Source organism: Georgenia daeguensis, from assembly GCF_039537705.1.
GTDB classification, from domain to species: Bacteria; Actinomycetota; Actinomycetes; order Actinomycetales; family Actinomycetaceae; genus Georgenia; species Georgenia daeguensis.
This window is the reverse complement of the sequence record NZ_BAABBA010000005.1, coordinates 174,509-191,754: the sequence shown is the minus strand read 5'-3', so window position 1 is coordinate 191,754 and position 17,246 is coordinate 174,509. Positions and strand designations below refer to the sequence as shown.

General features: G+C 74.5%; 16 protein-coding genes. 4 read left to right on the top strand and 12 right to left on the bottom strand.

Annotated elements, in window-relative coordinates; all coding sequences use genetic code 11:
• Positions 1-10: 10 nt before the first annotated feature.
• The 4 genes from ABD774_RS06990 to ABD774_RS06975 form a co-directional block, all read right to left on the bottom strand.
• Positions 11-292 carry a dsRBD fold-containing protein gene (locus tag ABD774_RS06990; protein WP_345039201.1) on the bottom strand — a complete coding sequence of 94 codons (282 nt, stop codon included), beginning with the start codon at positions 290-292 and terminating at the stop codon, positions 11-13.
• An 87-nt stretch (positions 293-379) separates the two neighbouring features.
• On the bottom strand, positions 380-1,351 hold the full coding sequence (locus ABD774_RS06985) for a DUF4031 domain-containing protein (RefSeq protein ID WP_345039198.1): 972 nt from the start codon (positions 1,349-1,351) through the stop codon (positions 380-382).
• 60 nt (positions 1,352-1,411) lie between these two features.
• Positions 1,412-1,702, bottom strand: coding sequence for a WXG100 family type VII secretion target (locus ABD774_RS06980; RefSeq protein WP_345039196.1), 291 nt, complete (start codon positions 1,700-1,702; stop codon positions 1,412-1,414).
• A 139-nt stretch (positions 1,703-1,841) separates the two neighbouring features.
• Positions 1,842-3,389, bottom strand: coding sequence for an HD domain-containing protein (locus tag ABD774_RS06975; protein ID WP_345039194.1), 1,548 nt, complete (start codon positions 3,387-3,389; stop codon positions 1,842-1,844).
• Positions 3,390-3,614: 225 nt separating this feature from the next.
• Between ABD774_RS06975 and ABD774_RS06970 the strand changes: the two genes are divergently transcribed.
• The 4 genes from ABD774_RS06970 to ABD774_RS06955 are packed head-to-tail and all read left to right on the top strand — an operon-like array spanning position 3,615 to position 9,161.
• Positions 3,615-5,879, top strand: a complete 2,265-nt coding sequence (locus ABD774_RS06970) for an HAD-IB family hydrolase (RefSeq protein ID WP_345039193.1) — start codon at positions 3,615-3,617, stop codon at positions 5,877-5,879.
• Complete coding sequence (locus tag ABD774_RS06965; protein WP_345039190.1) at positions 5,876-6,685, top strand: SDR family NAD(P)-dependent oxidoreductase; 810 nt, start codon at positions 5,876-5,878, stop codon at positions 6,683-6,685. The genes ABD774_RS06970 and ABD774_RS06965 overlap by 4 nt, the downstream gene beginning before the upstream one ends.
• The gene (locus ABD774_RS06960) at positions 6,682-7,476 is read left to right on the top strand and encodes a lysophospholipid acyltransferase family protein (protein WP_345039188.1); all 795 of its coding nucleotides are present in this window, start codon (positions 6,682-6,684) and stop codon (positions 7,474-7,476) included. Before ABD774_RS06965 ends, ABD774_RS06960 begins: the two co-directional genes overlap by 4 nt.
• Complete coding sequence (locus ABD774_RS06955; RefSeq protein WP_345039185.1) at positions 7,473-9,161, top strand: FAD-binding oxidoreductase; 1,689 nt, start codon at positions 7,473-7,475, stop codon at positions 9,159-9,161. Before ABD774_RS06960 ends, ABD774_RS06955 begins: the two co-directional genes overlap by 4 nt.
• A 154-nt stretch (positions 9,162-9,315) precedes the next feature.
• Here ABD774_RS06955 and ABD774_RS06950 read toward each other — a convergent pair whose 3' ends face one another.
• The 8 genes from ABD774_RS06950 to ABD774_RS06915 all read right to left on the bottom strand — a co-directional run bounded on the left by ABD774_RS06950 (position 9,316) and on the right by ABD774_RS06915 (position 17,200).
• On the bottom strand, positions 9,316-10,179 hold the full coding sequence (locus tag ABD774_RS06950) for a CPBP family intramembrane glutamic endopeptidase (RefSeq protein WP_345039182.1): 864 nt from the start codon (positions 10,177-10,179) through the stop codon (positions 9,316-9,318).
• 45 nt (positions 10,180-10,224) lie between these two features.
• The gene (locus tag ABD774_RS06945; protein WP_345039181.1) at positions 10,225-10,920 is read right to left on the bottom strand and encodes a hypothetical protein; all 696 of its coding nucleotides are present in this window, start codon (positions 10,918-10,920) and stop codon (positions 10,225-10,227) included.
• A 594-nt stretch (positions 10,921-11,514) separates the two neighbouring features.
• Positions 11,515-13,179 (bottom strand): sensor histidine kinase, encoded by a 1,665-nt coding sequence (locus ABD774_RS06940; protein WP_345039179.1) that lies wholly within the window; start codon positions 13,177-13,179, stop codon positions 11,515-11,517.
• Entirely contained in the window at positions 13,179-13,943 is a 765-nt protein-coding gene (locus tag ABD774_RS06935) for a response regulator transcription factor (protein WP_486327278.1), read from the bottom strand. Before ABD774_RS06935 ends, ABD774_RS06940 begins: the two co-directional genes overlap by 1 nt.
• A gap of 73 nt (positions 13,944-14,016) precedes the next feature.
• Entirely contained in the window at positions 14,017-14,169 is a 153-nt protein-coding gene (locus ABD774_RS06930; protein WP_345039177.1) for a hypothetical protein, read from the bottom strand.
• A complete protein-coding gene (locus ABD774_RS06925; protein ID WP_345039175.1) occupies positions 14,166-15,017 on the bottom strand; it encodes a PhzF family phenazine biosynthesis protein in 852 nt (283 codons plus the stop codon). The genes ABD774_RS06930 and ABD774_RS06925 overlap by 4 nt, the downstream gene beginning before the upstream one ends.
• A 30-nt stretch (positions 15,018-15,047) precedes the next feature.
• On the bottom strand, positions 15,048-16,634 hold the full coding sequence (locus ABD774_RS06920; protein ID WP_345039172.1) for an amidohydrolase: 1,587 nt from the start codon (positions 16,632-16,634) through the stop codon (positions 15,048-15,050).
• Entirely contained in the window at positions 16,634-17,200 is a 567-nt protein-coding gene (locus ABD774_RS06915; RefSeq protein WP_345039170.1) for an NYN domain-containing protein, read from the bottom strand. Before ABD774_RS06915 ends, ABD774_RS06920 begins: the two co-directional genes overlap by 1 nt.
• Between the last annotated feature and the right edge of the window lie 46 nt (positions 17,201-17,246).

The following is a 17,246-nucleotide window of genomic DNA, read 5'->3' as shown; positions in this document are numbered from 1 at the left end:
CCGTGCCCCCTCATCGCCGCAGGTGGACCTTGTGGTGCTCGATCGCCGCCAGGTCGTCCGAGGTGGCGTTGAGCAGCCGGTCCGCGAGGTCGCGCAGGGCCCGGGCTGCGGCGAGCTCCTCGCCGATCTCCGGCACGTCCTGGTCCTCGGGGTTGCGCCGGGCCCGCCCGTAGCCGTGCAGGGGCGTCGGTGCCGAGGTTGTCAGGGTCGCGTGCGCGGTGGTGACGGCGTCGTCGGAGCGGACCTCCGCGGCGTCGAAGATCTCGATCCGGACGTTCCACGTCTTGGTCATGGGGACTCCTCGGGTGAGGCCCGGCGCGGCGACGATGCCGGGCTGGTACTGCCATCCTCCGACGGCGGCCGACGCGAGTCCAGGGCCCTACGGGTGGATCTCGGGTGCGTCGGCGCGCCGGCCGGTCAGCCGGGACAGCTCCGCGGCGACGTTCTCGCGGGCTCGGGCCTCCCACAGGGTTCTGCCGGTGGCGGTCGCGAAGATCCAGGGGCGATCGAGCAGGGTGCGCAGCACCGCGGCACGCCCCCGGCGGAAGTCCTCCTCGGGCACGCGGGCGTACTCGGCGCGCACCGCTGCCGCGTAGCGGCCGTACCGGCGCGGCGAGGCGGCCAGGATCGCCAGGTCCCCGTCGCACAGGATGGCGCCGGCCGGGTCATCAGGGTCCGGGGCGTGCCCGGCCGTGAGCAGCACCAGGCGCGCCACCTCCGCGACGGTGCCCTGGGGAAGCCCGAGGCCCGTCAGCCGCTCGCGCGCCAGCGCCCCGGAGCGTTCCTCGTCCGAGCCGGGGACGAGGTCGTAGACCGCGTCGTGGAACCAGGCCGCGAGCTCGACCGTGGCCGGCACCTCCGCGCCGTGGTCGCCCAGGACGTCGAGGTGGCGCAGGACGTCGTCGAGGTGCTCGAGGTCGTGGTACGCCCGGTGCGGCTCGTCCCACCGCCGGAGCAGCTCCGCGCCGAGCTCGGGCCACCCCGTCGACCGCGCCCCGGCCGGCGCCCGGTCCCCGGACCCCACGCTCCTCGCGAGGTGCGACCAGCGCCGCTCGAGCTCGGCCAGGCGCCGCCGGTGCTTCTCCTCCCTCCGGTCGGCGCCCCGCACCCGCAGCCCGGACGCGTGCAGCCGGGCCACCAGCTCACGCCCGGTGACGGGCCGGGCACCGGCGGCGACGAGCTGCTCCACCCGCTCGGCGGGCACGTCGTAGTGGTCCAGGTCGAACGAGCGGGACGGCAGCCCGTTGGCGCGGGCGAAGGCGTGCAGCTCCTCCAGGGACCGGTCGGAGACCAGGTGGGCCCAGACGGTCCCGTGCGCGGGCCAGCGGGGCTGGTCGACGAGGATGGTCACCGGCCGATGCTACGGCCGGGTGGCGGTGGGCGGCTCGCCCGCGTGCGCCGTCCCGGCCGGTCAGCGTGCGAACAGCCCCTGGGCGGAGGCCTCGGCGTCGGCGTAGGTGCGGGAGGCGGCGTCGAGCGCGATCGTGATCTGCTCGAGCGACGCCTCCACCTGTGCCTGGGTGGCTCGCCACTGGTCCGCGCAGGAGCCGAACGCCACCGACGCCGTCCCGGTCCAGGACGCCTGGAGCTGGATCAGGTGGTTCATCATCGACATCACCTCCGCCCGGATCGTCGAGGTGGTCGTGCGGGTCTGCGCGGCGGCCAGCGCCACCTCGGCACTGTCGACCTGGAAGCGTGCCATGGTCTGCTCCTCCCGTCCGCGCCCCGGTGGCGCGGGAACGGGTGCGACGCTACGGAGCCCCGCCGGCCGCAGAAGCGTGCGCCGGGGGCGGGTGTGGAGACGGCGTCACCGCGGGCCGGCTGTGGACGCCGCGCTGCGTCTACCGGTCCCTCTTGCGGTCCTTCTTCCGGCGAGGACGCTCGAAGAGGTCGGGCTCCCGCTCGATACCGTGCTGCGGAGCCCCGCCGGCCGGGCGGACCTCCCCGGAGACCGGCTCCGCCTCGATGAACTGCGGCACCTCCTCGACGGCATGACGCTGCTCGACCGGGACGTGACGGCCCGCGGAGTCCGGAGTGCCAGGGGTGGGCGACGTGGCCGGAGAGGGCGGGGTGAGCGTGGACGCGCGGCTGGTGCGCCGCTCGCGCAGGGGCGCGAAGGTCTGCTCGCGCTCGGCCCGGACCGCGTCGAGGCGCTCCCGCTGGCTGCGGTCGCGGTCGGCCCGCTCACGGCGCTCCCGCACCGCCTGCTCGATGATCTCCCGCGAGGACCGCGCGACGGCCTCGCGGGCGGCCCGGGGCACGTCACCGCCCGGGCGCGGGCGGCCCAGGAGCTCGTCGGGGAGGGACTCCAGGGACGACGGGCGAGAGGCCGGGCGTGGGGGGCCGGCCGGGGCGTCCGCGGGCGTCGGCGCCGTGCTGGCGTCGGCGCGGGCGGCGTCGGGCCCGGCGCGGTGCCGGCCGTTCGCGGCGTCGTCGGGGGAGGGCGTCGAGGCGGCAGCGCGCGCGGGACCCGGCGCGGGCCCGGGCGCGGAGCCCGCGACCGGCTGCTCCGGCCGGTCCGTGGGGCCCGCCAGGCCGGGGCCGGAGGGCAGGGCGGAGGCGGCGGGCACCTCTGTCGCCGCGCGCACCGGCGCGGGGACGAACACGTGGGAACCGGTGTCCTCGGTGTGGTGGGGGCTGTCCTCGACGACGCCCTGCGCCGCCTCGGCGGCGAGCACCGACTCCTCGGGGCCGGCCTCGCCCATCCTGGCCAGCTCGGCGTCGAGCAGGGCGAGCTCGGCGGAGAGGTTCTCCCGGGCCGCGTCCTCCCACTGCGCGCCCATGGGGGAGACGAACAGGTGCCGGCGCCCCAGGAGCTTGGTGACGATCGCGCGGCGGCCCTCGACGTAGTGCCGCTTGGGCAGGTGCTCGTACTCGGCGCGGACCGCCTTGCGGTAGGCCTGGTAGTGCTGGGGGTCGGACGCGAGCACCGCCAGATCGGCGTCGGACAGGGCCAGGCAGTCGATGTCCCGGCTCTTGATCTCGTGCCGCTTGAGGTTGAGGACCAGCTCGGCGATCCGGTCGAGGGTCGGGGCGGGGACGCCCAGCGCTCCCAGCTCCTCCCGGGCCAGCTCGGCGGAGGCCGCCTCGTCCTCGCCGCCGGAGCGCGAGTACGCCTTGCTCGGGGCAGAGTTGAACACCGCGCCGTGGTACCAGGCGGCGAGCCGCACGGTGTCCGGGTGGTGGGTCTCCTCCGCGAGCTCGTCGACGCGGGCGAGCACGTCCACGAGGTGCTTGAGGTTGTGGAAGTGCCGGTCGGGCTCCTGCCAGCGCTCGATGAGACGGCGGCACGTGGCCTCGATCTCCTCGCGGCCGGCGGTGGCGCCGACGGCGAGAACGCTGCGGACGAACGCGGCGGGCAACCATTGTGGTGCGTCCATGACGCCCATGGCTCAGATCCTTGCATGCGGGTCGTGCGGTCGCCCGATGTTAGACCCACCGGGACCGCCGCGGGGACTGTCCCGCCCAAGAGGTGGCAAGGTTCACGGCGCGGGCGTGACGGCGGGGTGCCGCGGCTCTCGGCACGGGCGTGAGTGCGCGTGGCGCGGCTCACGCCAGGGCCGCCCCGGACCGTGGGGCCCGGGGCTGGTCCGGGCCCCGGTAGAGTTCGCGGAATGTCACAACCGTTGGACCAGGCGCACGTCCTGCTCACGGGCGCCACCGGCTTCGTCGGCCAGGCCGTCCTGGAGAAGCTGCTCTCCTCCTACCCGACCACCCGCATCAGCGTCCTCGTACGCCCGCGCGGGGAGCTCTCCGCCGAGCAGCGCGTGGCGAAGCTGCTGCGCAAGCAGGTCTTCAAGGCCTGGCGCCGGTCCGTGGGCGAGGAGGCGGCGGCCGCCGCGTTCGCCGAGCGGGTGCACGTGATCTCCGGCGACCTCGGCGAGCTCCCGCCGCTGCCCGGCGACGTCGACGTCGTCATCCACTCCGCCTCGACCGTCTCCTTCGACCTGCCCGTCGACGAGGCGTTCACCGCCAACGTGGGCGGCCCCGTCTCGCTGTACGAGGCCCTCACGGCCACCGGCGCCGACCCGCACGTCGTCCACGTCTCCACCAGCTACGTCGCCGGCCTGCGCAAGGGCGTGGCCGAGGAGCGGGCTCTGGACCACGAGATCGACCGCGAGGTCGAGCTGGCCTCCGCCGTCGCCGCCCGCGAGGCCGCCGAGAAGGAGTCCCGCACCCCCGAGGTCCTCGGCCGGCTGCTGGACGAGGCGAAGCAGGAGCACCGGCGGGCCGGCGCGCGCGCCGTCGCCGACGCCGCCGAGGCGGCCCGCGTGGAGTGGGTGCGTCAGCAGCTCGTCGAGCACGGCCGCACCCGTGCCCTCTCGCTCGGCTGGCCCGACGTGTACACCTTCACCAAGGCGATGGGGGAGCGCGTCGCCGAGGAGATGTGGGCCGGCGCCGGGCACCGCCTGTCGGTGGTGCGCCCGACGATCATCGAGTCCTCCCTGAAGCACCCCTACCCGGGCTGGATCGACGGCTTCAAGGTCGCGGACCCCCTGATCGCCGCCTACGGGCGCGGCCTGCTGCCGGAGTTCCCGGCGCTCGCGGACACGGTGCTCGACATCATCCCGGTCGACTTCGTCGTCAACGCGATCCTCGCCGCGGCGGCCGCCCCGCCCGCGCCGGGCGGCGCGAGCTACTACCAGGTCAGCTCCGGCATCACGAACCCGCTGCGGCTGGGCACCCTCGTGCACCTGGTGCGCGAGTACTTCTCCGCCAACCCGCTCAAGGACGCCGAGGGCGCCCACGTCGCGGTGCCCGCGTGGTCCTTCCCGCACCGCGGCGCCGTGGAGCGCGCTCTGAGCCGGCGCGAGCGCGCCGTCGACCTCGCCGACCGGGCGGTCGGGCACCTGCCCGCGAACCGGCGCACGCGCCAGTGGATCTCCACCCTGTACAAGGCCCGCCGCGATCTCGGCACCCTGCGGAAGTTCACCTCGCTGTACCAGCCGTACACCCAGACCGAGGTCATCTTCGACGACGCGCGCACCCGTGCCCTGCACGCCGCCCTGCCCGCCGAGCGGCAGGCCGAGCACGGGTTCGACGTCACCGAGATCGACTGGCGTCACTACCTCCTGGACGTCCACATCCCCGGGGTGCCCGGGCTGATGCGCGACCGCACGCCCAAGGAGGCCCCCGACGGCCCCGGCGAGCTGCCGCGCCGCTCGGACGTGCTCGCCGTCTTCGATCTGCAGCGCACGGTCGCGGCCGCCACGCTCGTCGAGCAGTACCTCTGGGTCGAGCTCGCGGCCAAGCCGGCGTCGAGCTGGCCCGCCTCCCTGGCCAACCTCGTGGCCCTCGGTCCCCGCTACCTCCAGGCCGAGCGCCGGGACCGCGGCGACTTCATCCGCACCTTCATGCGGCGCTACGAGGGGGCGAGCGAGGAGGAGCTGCGCGGCGTCATCGCCCGCAAGGTCACCCCCTCGCTGCGCCGGGGCCTCCTGCTCGAGGCCGTCGAGCGGATCCGGGCGCACCGCGACGCCGGGCACCGCACGGTGCTCGTCACGGGCGAGATCGACATCTTCGTCGAGCCGCTCGCGCCGCTGTTCGACGAGATCGTCGCCGGGCGGATGGAGACCGACGGCGACGGTCGGTGGACCGGTCACCTCGCCACCTCCCCGCTCGTGGGCGAGGCCCGCGCCGCGTGGCTGCGCCGGTACGCGCGGGAGCGCGGCATGGACCTGGCCGGGTCCTATGCTTACGGGGACAGCTACGCCGACCGGCCGTGGCTCGAGGTCGTCGGGCATCCCAACGCCGTCAATCCCGACGCCGGCCTCTACCGCTACGCCCGTGGCCGGCGCTGGCCCACCCACCAGTGGACCACCACGGCCGAGGGGCGGCTGACGCCGGTCCTGCGGAGCATCAAGGGAGAACGGAAGTGAGGCAGAGCGCGAGCACGGCCCAGGGCCCGTCGCCGCTGCACGGCCGCGCGCTGGTCACCGGCGGGACCTCCGGGATCGGGCTGAGCTTCGCGCGGGCGCTGGCGTCGCGGGGCTGCGACCTGGTCCTCGTGGCCCGCGACGAGGCCCGGCTCGCCAAGACCGCCGAGCAGCTGCGCTGGCGCTACGGCGTCGACGTCGAGACGATCGTCGCCGACCTGGCCGAGCGCGACGCCGTCGAGGCGGTCGCCGGCCGTCTCGCCGACCCCGTCTCCCCGGTCGAGATCCTCGTCAACAACGCCGGCAAGGGCGTCCACGTGCCCCTGCTGGCCGAGGACACCAGCGAGCACGAGCACGCCCTCGACCTCATGGTGCGTGCCCCGCTCGTGCTCGGCGCCGCGGCCGGCCGGGCGATGCGGGCCCGCGGGCACGGCGTGATCGTCAACGTGGCCTCCGTCGCGGGCCTGATCCCCATGGGCGGGTACTCCGCGATCAAGTCCTGGGTGCGCACGTACTCGGAGTCGCTCTCCCTCGAGCTCGACGGCACGGGCGTGCGCGTGACAGCGCTGCTGCCGGGCTGGGTGCGCACGGAGTTCCACGAGCGGGCGGGCATCCGGGCGAGCTCGATCCCGGACGCGCTGTGGCTCGAGGCCGACCGTGTCGTCGAGGACTGCCTCGCCGACGTCGAGAAGGGGCGGGTACGGTCCGTACCGTCCAAGCGGTTCGCGACGCTGGCGTTCCTTGCCGAGCACGCGCCGCGTCCACTCGTCCGCCGCGCGACGGCGGTCATCAAGGGGAGCCGCAGATGACCGGCGCACCGAGCCTGAAGCGCTACCACGCCGGCTGGCACCGGGCCGCCCGCCAGGTCGCCCAGCGGATGCTGCTGCGGCCCGTGGTGCGGTCCGTGACCAAGACGACGGTGGAGGGCCTGGACAACCTCGAGGGCCTGTCCCGCCCGTTCGTGGTCGTGGCCAACCACACCAGCCACCTCGACACCGCCGTCCTGGTGACCGGGCTGCCGCGCCGGATCACCGAGCACCTCGCCGTCGGCGCCGCCGCCGACTACTTCTACTCGCGCTGGTGGACGAAGGCCGCGACGTCGCTGTTCTTCAACACCTACCCGATCCACCGCACCTCCGGCGGCAAGCGGTCCCGAAAGGGCCTGTCCCAGCGCCTGGTCGCGGAGGACGTGCCGGTGCTGATCTTCCCCGAGGGCACCCGCTCCCGGGACGGCCAGATGCGACCCTTCAAGCCGGGCGCCGCGGCGCTGTGCGTCGCGAGGAACGTCCCCTGCGTGCCGGTGGCGCTGCTCGGAACGCACGAGGCGATGCCGGTGGGCCGCTCGTGGCCCGCCCCGGGCCGCCCGCGGGTGCGCATGCTCGTCGGCCGTCCGATGCGCCCGCGCCCGGGGGAGAAGCCGCGCGACTTCAACGACCGCGTCGCCGCCCGCGTGCGCACCATGCTCGAGATGCAGACGCCGTACGTGCTGGCCGACACCCCCGTCGCCGGCGCCTTCGACGGCGGCGCCCAGGGCCCGGCCGACCGCGCAGCCCCCGGCCGGGTCACCGGCACGGACAACAAGCAGGAGGAGGCTTCGTGAAGGGTGTCGCACACCAGAAGTGGTGGGGCTGGGGAGTGGAGGGCGTGGCCTTCAACTACCGGGACAAGCCCAGGATGGCACCGTTCGTGATGGACAAGGTCGGCATCGACCTCTCGGCCCCCGGCACGCCGCCGCCGGCATTCGAGGAGCTCGACGTCCCCGCCAGCCGGCTCGGCGAGGAGCTCGCCGCGACCCTCGGCTCCGCCGTCGGGGCGGAGCACGTGGTCACCGAGGACCTCGACCGGGTGGTGCACACCTACGGCAAGGGCCTGGCGGACCTGGTCCGCGTCCGCGCGGGGGACCTGCCGCGCGTGCCCGACGTCGTCGTCTACCCGGCCGACGAGGACGAGGTGCGCAAGGTCGTCGACGCGGTGGTCGCCGCCGACGGCGTCCTGATCCCCTTCGGGGGCGGGTCCAACATCTCCGGCTCGCTCACCCCGCCGCCGGCGGAGGAGCGCACGGTCGTCTCGCTCGACCTCGGCCGCCTCAACCGCGTGCTCGAGGTGGACGAGGCCGCCGGGCTGGCCCGCATCCAGGCCGGCGTGCTGGGCCCCGACATGGAGGAGCAGCTCAACGCCCGCGGGTGGACGATGGGCCACCAGCCGGACAGCTTCCGGCACTCCACGCTGGGCGGCTGGATCGCGACGCGCTCCTCCGGCATGCAGTCCGACAAGTACGGCGACATCGCGGACATCACCCGCGGTCTGCGCCTGGTGCAGCCGGGCAAGGTCGTGGTGCTGCGGCCGCTGCCGTCCACGTCGTCGGGACCCTCCGTGCGCGAGATGATCCTCGGCTCCGAGGGGCGCCTGGGCGTCATCACCGAGGCGTGGGTGCACGTGCACCGGGTGCCCGAGAACCGCGACATCATCGCCTACCTCTACCCCTCGTGGAGCGCGGCGCTGGCGGCGATGCAGGAGATCTCGACCTCCGACGCCCACCCCACCGTCACCCGCGTCTCCGACGCCAACGAGACCGCGTTCTCCTTCTCCACGCAGAAGGCGAAGAAGGGCGTCTCCGGCAAGGTCCAGACCGTGCTCTTCGACGTCCTGGCAAGGCGCGGCTGGGACCTCGACGCGGTGTGCCTGTCCTACGTCGGCTACGAGGGCGGCAGCGCCCGGGTCAAGGCCGAGAAGAGCATCGTCGGCAAGATCGTCAAGAAGCACGGCGGCATCAAGCTCGGCCGCGGGCCGGGCGCGCTGTACGACCAGAAGAAGTTCGACACCCCCTACATCCGCGACTTCCTCCTCGACATCGGGGCGATGGGGGACGTGTCGGAGACGGCGGCGCCGTGGTCGAAGCTGATGGACGTCTACACCGGGACGATCCGGTCCGCGCGCGAGGCGTTCGACCAGCTCGGCGTGCAGGGCTTCATCATGTGCCACCTCTCGCACAGCTATCACTCGGGCGCGTGCCTGTACTTCACGTTCGCGTTCGCGCCGGGGGTCGAGCCCGTGGACGAGCAGCTCGAGCGGTACTGGGTGGTGAAGCGGGCGATCCAGCAGTCCTTCATCGACACCGGCGCCACGATCTCGCACCACCACGGGGTGGGCACCGACCACGCGCACTGGCTGGAGGAGGACATCTCCTCCGCCGGCACGGACGTGATGGTGGCGCTGCTGCGCGGGGTGGACCCCGGCCGCAACCTCAACCCGGGCACCCTGCTGCCGGCGCACCGGGAGTGGTGAGCGCGCACCCGGAGTGGTGAGCTCGCGCCGGTGGTGAGCTCGCGCCGGTGGGTGGTGAACGCGCACCCGGAGTGGTGAACGCGCCGCGGCGGGTGGTGAACGCCCCCGCGTACCAGCAACGGTGAGGATTCGGTGCTCCAGGAGCACCGAAACCTCACCGTTCTGCCTCATCGTCCGTCGCCGTCGCCGTCGCCGTCGCCGTCGCCGTCGCCGTCGCGGGTGCGAGCCCGAGCCGGCCCCTCGTGAGCAGCACCAGCGCGGCGGCGGCCGCGACGTACACGCCCAGGAGCACGAGGTCGGTGACGTCGACGAGCCCCTCGTGGGCCAGCGCGTCCTCCGGCAGGAGGACCAGGAAGTCCTGCGCCGGGGTGAAGCTGGCGTGCAGGAGGAGGCACAGCAGGATGCTGCCGGTGCGGTTGTACAGCCAGGTGTAGAAGAACGCGAGGGTCATCGGCACGACGATCGCCGCCGGCGTGCCGTAGAGCGGCACGTGCCAGGCGCCCCACGCCAGTCCCAGCAGCAGCGTGGCCGCCACCGGCGAGTGAGCCCGCTCCAGTCGCGGGAGGGCGAAGCCGCGCCACCCGACCTCCTCCAGGCCGCCGCCGAGCGTGGCGACGAGGAGGAACGTGCCCGCGAACGCCGGTGCGCGCTCCAGGAGCAAGGACGGGTCGGGCGCGCGGCCCAGCAGGAGCAGCACGAGGTTGACGACCGCGAAGAGCACCGCCGGCAGCACGAGCGCGAAGGCCCAGTAGCGTCCAGGCACCCGCCAGCGGGCGAGGCCCCGCAGGAGGCCGCGCGCGCTGCCACCCGTCAGCCGGGTCACGAGCACGGCGGCGACGGGCGGCCCGAGACCGCCCGCGAGGATCGCCGCGAACCCGCCTCCCAGCTGCGCGAGCGCCCAGAGGGGGAAGGAGAGCGCATACGTCAGCAGGACGAAGGCACCCACCGGGTGGGCGCGGCCCCACGCCCGCAGCCGTCCAGGAACCGGAGTCCTGAGGTGTTCCAGCGCGGTGGCCATTCCAGCCACCTCCTCGTCGTGGTAGCTGTGCCCCTCCAGTGGACCTCAGGCGGGCGCCGCGTCCAAGGGAACTTCGTCCCGGCGACGTTCGCTGCGCTCCTTCAGACCCAGCATCATCCGCCGCTCCATCAGGAAGTGCAGCGGGTCGCCGACCACGTAGTCGACGACGCCCAGCGCCGCGCGCGCGAGGCCGAACCGGCGGGGGACCATGGGCCGGAGGTACCCGCCGTCCCGCTCGCGCACCAGCAGCCGGGTCCGGTCCCCCGGCAGCCGGCGCAGGACGAACGCCCACGTGCCGATGACGAGGGCACGGTCGGGCTCGAGAACCGTGACCGGGTTGCCGAACCTCATCCGGCCGATCGACCCGGTGTCGATCTGGTCGCCCACGTGCACGTCCTGGAGCTCGGGGTGGATGCGGGTGGCCGAGCGGGTGCGCTCGACGTAGTGCACCGTGCCGGGGAAGACGAACCGCTCGATCCAGTCGTGGCTGTAGAAGCCTGCGCGCCGGTCACCGATCTGGATCAGCCAAGGCCACACGCGCTCCGGCGGGGCCTCGATCGTGACCGCCTTCGTGCAGTGCGTCATCACGGCGTCGACGACGTCGTCGCCCGGCAGCGGTTCGCGGCGCTCCTCCGGCGTGCTGCCCCAGGTGCTCATCCACGGCCGGAGCGCGACGTCGTAGGCCACGACGAGCGGCAGCGCTGCCGCCGCCGTGCGGACCTTCGCCGAGAACGCGGGCATTCGTGCCTCCAGCGTCAGAGGGATGCCCCTCAGGTAACCACCGGTGGCCCGTGAGATCCAGCGGGCCGCGGGGGCAGCCGTGACCTCCGCGAGCGCCTGGCCTTGCCGGCGCCGGCCGGGGACCTTCGTCCCTGGCCCGGCGAGGGCCACCAGTCGGACAATTGCCGCATCACCGGCACCCCGGCCGCCGTCCGGGGTAGACGGTGCCGACCCGTTGTCCCGGAGATCGGGCTCCACCCCGGAGCCTGCCCGGCCGAAGGGAGGGTCATCATGCGCGCCACAGCCTTCACCCACAGATCACGGGCACCCACGCAGGACGGAGCCGTCAGGAGGGTGACCGCACCTGCGGGTCGGTTCCTCCTCCACCTGGCCGAGATGTGCGTGGTCATGTGCGTCAGCGCACTTGCGCTCTCGCTGCTGTTCTTCCAGGGCGCTGCGCTCCTGGGCTACACCCAGCTCCCCGAGCGTGCCCCTGTGCTCTCCGTCGCGGTGATCGCCGTCAACCTCACCGTCCCGATGGCGGCCTGGATGCGGTTCCGCGGCATGGACTGGCGCCCCACGCTCGAGATGGCCGGCGCCACCCTGGTGGTCGGGCTACTGCTGATCGTCGGCTACCTGACGGGCGCCGTGCCGCAGTCCAGCCTGATCGAGATCCAGACCGGGCTCGCCTGCCCCGTCATGCTGGGCGTCATGCTGCTGCGGTTCCGTCTGTACTCCTCCCACGGCACCCACCACGGGGGGCACACCGTCGCTAGCCCGCACCTGACCGGGGTGTGACGGCACCGACGGCTCGCCAGCCGGCAGGGCCACCTGGACGGTGGTCCCGCCGCCTGGCGTCGGCACCACCCGCACGGCCCCGCCGTGGGCCCCGACGATGCTGGCGACGATCGCCAGCCCGAGCCCGGACCCGCCGGAGCTGCGCGTGCGCGAGGGGTCGACGCGGTAGAACCGTTCGAAGACCCGCGCCGCGTCCTCCTGCGCGATGCCCGGCCCGTGGTCCCGCACCTCGAGCTGCGCCCAGCCCGGCTCGACCACCCCCACCGCGAGCTCGACGGGCGTGCCGGCCGGGGTGTGCTGCAGCACGTTGCCCACGAGGTTGGCGACGACCTGGCTGATGCGGTCCCGGTCGGCACGGACCACCACCGGGACCGGCCGGGCTCCGCCGTCGGCGAGCGGGACGACGGCGACGCGGCGGTCGGGCGCCTGGGCGTGGAGGTCGGCGGCGGAGTCGCGGGCGACGGCGGTCAGGTCGACGTCCGTGAGGACCAGGGGGCGGCCCTCGTCGAGCCGTGCGAGCTGGAGCAGGTCCTCGACGAGGTTGCCCATGCGGGTGGCCTCGGACTCGATGCGGCCGAGGGCCTGCGGGAGCTTCTCGGGCGGGACCCCGCCCATCCGGTACAGCTCGCCGTAGCCGCGGATGGTCGACAGCGGCGTGCGCAGCTCGTGCGAGGCGTCGGAGATGAAGCGGCGCATGCGTCGCTCCGACGCGGTCCGCGCGGCGAAGGACTCCTCGATCTGGGCGAGCATGACGTTGAGGGAGCGGGCCACGGAGCCGACCTCCGTCGTCTCCGGCAGGGCCGGGATGCGGCGCGAGAGGTCGCCGTCGGCGATGGCCCCGGCGGTCGCCTCGATCTCGCGCAGCGGGGCGAGGGAGCGGCGGACCGCGACCCAGGCGGCGAGGCCGCCGCCGACGACGATCAGCAGGCCCGAGAGCATGATCAGCCTGCTGGTGCCGCCCAGGGTCTGGTCCACCCCGACCATGGGCAGCGCGACGGTGACCGCGCCGAGGACCTGACCCTCGCCGGGCGCACGCAGCGGCATGGTGGTGGCCCGCCACCGCACGTGCCCGTGCTCACCGCCGTCGCCGGGCACGGTCACCGGCTCGGCGTCGGCGGCCGAGAGCCTGCTCAGGTCGACGTCGCCGAGACGCGGCCGGCCGACCTCCTCGGCGGTGCGCGGGCTCATGAGCTCCTCGACACCGACCCCGCTGACCTGCACGCGCACGTAGTAGTCCGAGGGCAGCACGTTGGTGTCGGAGAGCGGGCGGCTCCCCGTGAGCTGGTCGACCGTGCGCTGCGCCAGGTCGTGGGCGGAGGCCTCGAGCTGGCGGTCCACCTGGCCGATGAGGTTCGCGCGCAGGACCGTCACGGTGACCAGGGCCGCCGCCGTGAGACCCACGAGCAGGAGGGTCGTGATGATGGCGACGAGGCGGGCGCTGAGCGGGACGGCGCGCCACCGGTCGTGCAGGCGACCGACCATCAGGCCGGCATCCGGCGCAGCACGTAGCCGACGCCGCGTTTGGTGTGGATCAGCGGCGCGAGCGCGGCCGCCTCGGGGCCGGTGAGGCCGAGGTTGTCGGCGGTGTCGATCTTGCGGCGCAGGTAGGAGATGTAGGACTCGACGATCGCCGGGTCGCCGGCGAAGTCGTAGTCCCACACGTGGTCCAGGATCTGGGACTTCGACACCACGCGCTCGGCGTTGATCATGAGGTAGCGCAGGAGCTTGAACTCGGTGGGGGAGAGGTCCACGAGCCGGCCCGCGCGGCGCACCTCGTGCGCGTCCTCGTCCAGCTCCAGGTCGGCGTAGGAGAGGCGGGCACCGTCGTTCTCCGCGGGCGGGCTGGTGCGCCGGAGGACGGCCCGGATGCGGGCGACGACCTCCTCCAGGCTGAACGGCTTGGTGACGTAGTCGTCGCCGCCGACGGTGAGCCCCTGGACCTTGTCGGACATGTCGTCGCGGGCGGTGAGGAAGAGCACGGGGATGCTGTCGCCGTGCGCGCGCAGCCGGCGCAGGACGGTGAAGCCGTCCATGTCGGGCAGCATCACGTCGAGCACCACGAGGTCCGGCGGCTGCTCGGCGGCGGCCCGCAGGGCGGCGTTGCCGTCCCCGGCCGTGACGACGTCGAAGCCGGCGAACCGCAGGGACGCCGAGAGGAGCTCGCGGATGCTGGGCTCGTCGTCGACGACCAGCAGGCGAGCCTCGGCCGCGGGCCGAGCGGCGGCCGCCGGGGACATGGCGTTCATGGGCCCAGTGTGGCGCGCCGGCCTGGGGATTGCCTGGGAGCAGGCTGGGGGCTCGGCGAGGAACCGCTGCGGGTCAGAAGAACGCCATCCCGGTGTAGAGCAGCAGCGTGACCACCATCGCCGCGACGACCAGGCCGGCGACGACCCGGTGCCACGCCGGCCGGCGGCTCCGCGGCGGGAGGTCCTCGCCGGCGTCGCGCAGCTCCCGGGGCAGGTCGCCGCTCACAGCCGCACCGTGCCCTCGACGCCGGTGACGGCGTCGCCCGCCACCCAGATCTCGCCGTCGTCGTCGGTGACGTGCACGCGGCCGCTGCGGCCCTGCACGGTGCCCTGGGCGGCGACGTACGCCGCCGGTGCGACCCCGGTGTCCCGGAGCCAGCGGGCGAGCCCGGCGTTGAGACTGCCGGTGACGGGGTCCTCGGTGCCCGTGCCCATGACGGCGCGGACCTCGAAGGTGGGCCGGTCGTCCCGGCCCGGGGCGCCGTCGTCGGCCGGGTGCGGCCCGACGACGCCGACGAACAGGTCGCCGAGCGCCGCGTAGTCCGGGCGGATCCCGAGGACGACGTCGGCCGAGGCCACCCGCAGCGCGAGCCACTCCGGCCCGTTGACGAGCCAGGAGGCGTCGAGCACGTCCTCGGCGCTCAGCCCGAGGCCGCGGGTCGCCCGCTCGAGCTCCTCGCCCGACGGCGGCTCGTACCGGGTGAGCTCGGGCCCGGCGAACGCCCACCGGCCGCCGGTCTCGCGCAGCGGCACGAGACCCTGCGCGCACTCCTGCACCAGGCGGCCCGGCGTGCGCGGGGTCCCACCGGCCTGGAGCCAGGCGTGCGCGGAGCCGATGGTGGGGTGGCCGGCGAAGGGCAGCTCACCGTCGGTGGTGAAGATCCGCACCCGGTAGTCCGCCTGGTCGGTGGTGGGCGGGAGCAGGAACGTGGTCTCGGAGAGGTTGGTCCAGGTGGCGAACCGCTGCATCTCGGCATCGGAGAGGCCCTCGCCGTCGACCACCACGGCCACGGGGTTGCCGGCGAAGGGGACCAGGGAGAAGACATCGACCTGGGCGAAGCGACGCTCGTTCACGCACCAACGCTAACGGGTGCGCGGGCCGGGTCAGAGCGCGAGGTGGGTCGCGCGCCCGGCCACGAGGGTCGCCGCGACGTGCATCGACCGCAGGTGCGCGGCCGTGGCGGCGGTGTGGCCCGGGCCGTCTGAAGGCGGGGCGAGCGGGTCGGCGTCGAGCAGGACGACGTCCCCGGGCGCCCCGGCGCGCAGCGAGCCCCGGCCGTTCGTCGACGCCGCCAGCGCCTCCGCCGCCGTGAGGTGCTGCTCGGGGTGCCAGGGGGCGCGCTCGTCGGCGCTGCGGTGGACGGCCGCGGCCATCGCCAGCCACGGGTCCAGCGGCGCGACCGGCGCGTCGGAGCCGAAGGCCAGGCGCGCGCCGGCGTCGAGCAGGGACCGCAGCGGGAAGCTCTGCCCTGCGCGGCCCGGCCAGAGGCGCTCGGTCACGTCGCGGTCGTCCAGCAGGTGCGCCGGCTGCACGCTGGCCACGACCCCGAGCCGGGCGAACCGAGCCGGCTGGTCCGGGGCGAGGAGCTGGGCGTGCTCGATCGAGCCGCGGGCCCCGGCGGCCTCGACGGCGTCGAGGGCGATGGCGACGGCGGCGTCGCCGATCGCGTGCACGGCCACCTCGATCCCGCCGGCCGTGGCGCGGCGCACCAGGTCCGTCAGCTCCTCCGGCGTCACGTTCTGGACCCCGTGCGGGTGGCTGGGGTCCTGCGGGTGCTCGTAGGGCAGAGACGTGTGGGCGGTGGCGGTGTTCAGCGAGCCGTCGGAGATGACCTTCAGCGGCCCCATCGTCAGCAGGCCGCGGCCGCCGGGCAGCGGGTCGCCCGTGCGCAGGCCGCCCGCGAGGATCTCGTCGAGGCCGTCGGCGTAGGTGGCGGTGCGCACGCGCAGCAGGTCGAGACCGGCGGCCACGCGCGGCGGCCACTCGGCCGCGTTGCGCGCCCACTCCAGGTCCGTCACGCCGACGACGCCGCGCGCGGCGGCGTCCGAGAGCGCCCGGCGCAGGCCCTGGGCCGGGTCGCCGCCCGGCAGGTCGGCCAGCCGCGCCAGCGCCGTGAAGAAGACGTTCTCGCGGACCAGCCCGTCGTCGTCGGCCGGGAGCGGCAGGCCGAGGAGCTCGCGGCCCCGGGTGGAGACCCAGCCGCTGTGCACGTCGCCGGAGAGCATCACCACAGGCCGGCCGGCCGCGACGGCGTCGAGCGCCGTCAGCGTGGGCCGGTCCGCCCAGGTGGCGTGCCGGAAGCCGTAGGCCACCACCGGGACGTCGCGCCCGGGCGGCACCGTCGGCAGGTACGCCGCGAGCAGGTCCAGCGCCGCGGCGGCGCTGCGCGCGGCGGAGACGTCGAGCCGGGTGAAGGTCTGCGCCCACTGCGACAGGTGGACGTGGTGGTCCCACAGCCCCGGGATCGCCCAGCGGCCTGCGGCGTCGAGCTCCTGCTCGCCCGGCTCGCGCGGCAGCGAGGGTCCGACGGCGGAGATGACGCCGTCCGTGATGCGCAGGTCGACCGGTCCGGGCGGCGGGGGAGCGGCCGCGCCGGCACCGCCGTCGGGCAGGACTGGGCGCACCCGGCGCAGCAGGACGGAGCCCGCGAGCGGGTCCCCGCCGTCGGCGGGGGTCGTGCCGTGCGGCATCAGAGATAACGGGTCGGGTCGAACGCGGTGAGCGGGATGATCCGCACGCGCGGCAGCACCGAGGTGAACGCGCCGAGGTCGTCCTCGAGGTCGTAGATCTTCAGGCCGCGCTCGGTCAGTCCGGCCAGCTCAGAGTTGAGGAACTCGCGGAAGCAGAGCACGCCCACGCGGCGCCCGGCGTCCAGGAGGCGCTCGACCTGGGGGATGTAGTCGCCGTCGTGCGAGGCCAGCAGCACGTCCCCGGAGCCCTGCTCGAGGATGGCGTCCATCGTTCGCTGGATACCGATGTCCACGACCTTCTCGTGGACCGTCCCCGCCAGCGGGATGGGGTGGAAGTTCATGGCCAGCAGCGCCTGGACGAAGCCCATCGGCATCTGGCCCGAGGTGGCGTTGAGGAAGAACAGGCCGCGGGCGGCCTCGTCCCACACCTCCTCCGTGAAGTGCATCACGCGGTCCCAGCGCGGCCGCTCGGACGGCTCCGGCCGGCGGTTCAGCACGCTCATGCCGAGGGTGGCGTCGATGTTCTCGCCGTCGACGAGCAGATAGGTGGTGAGGGAGTCGGGCATGCGCTCACCTTAGTGGCGCGGACCGGCCGCACAGCGCGGCGGCATA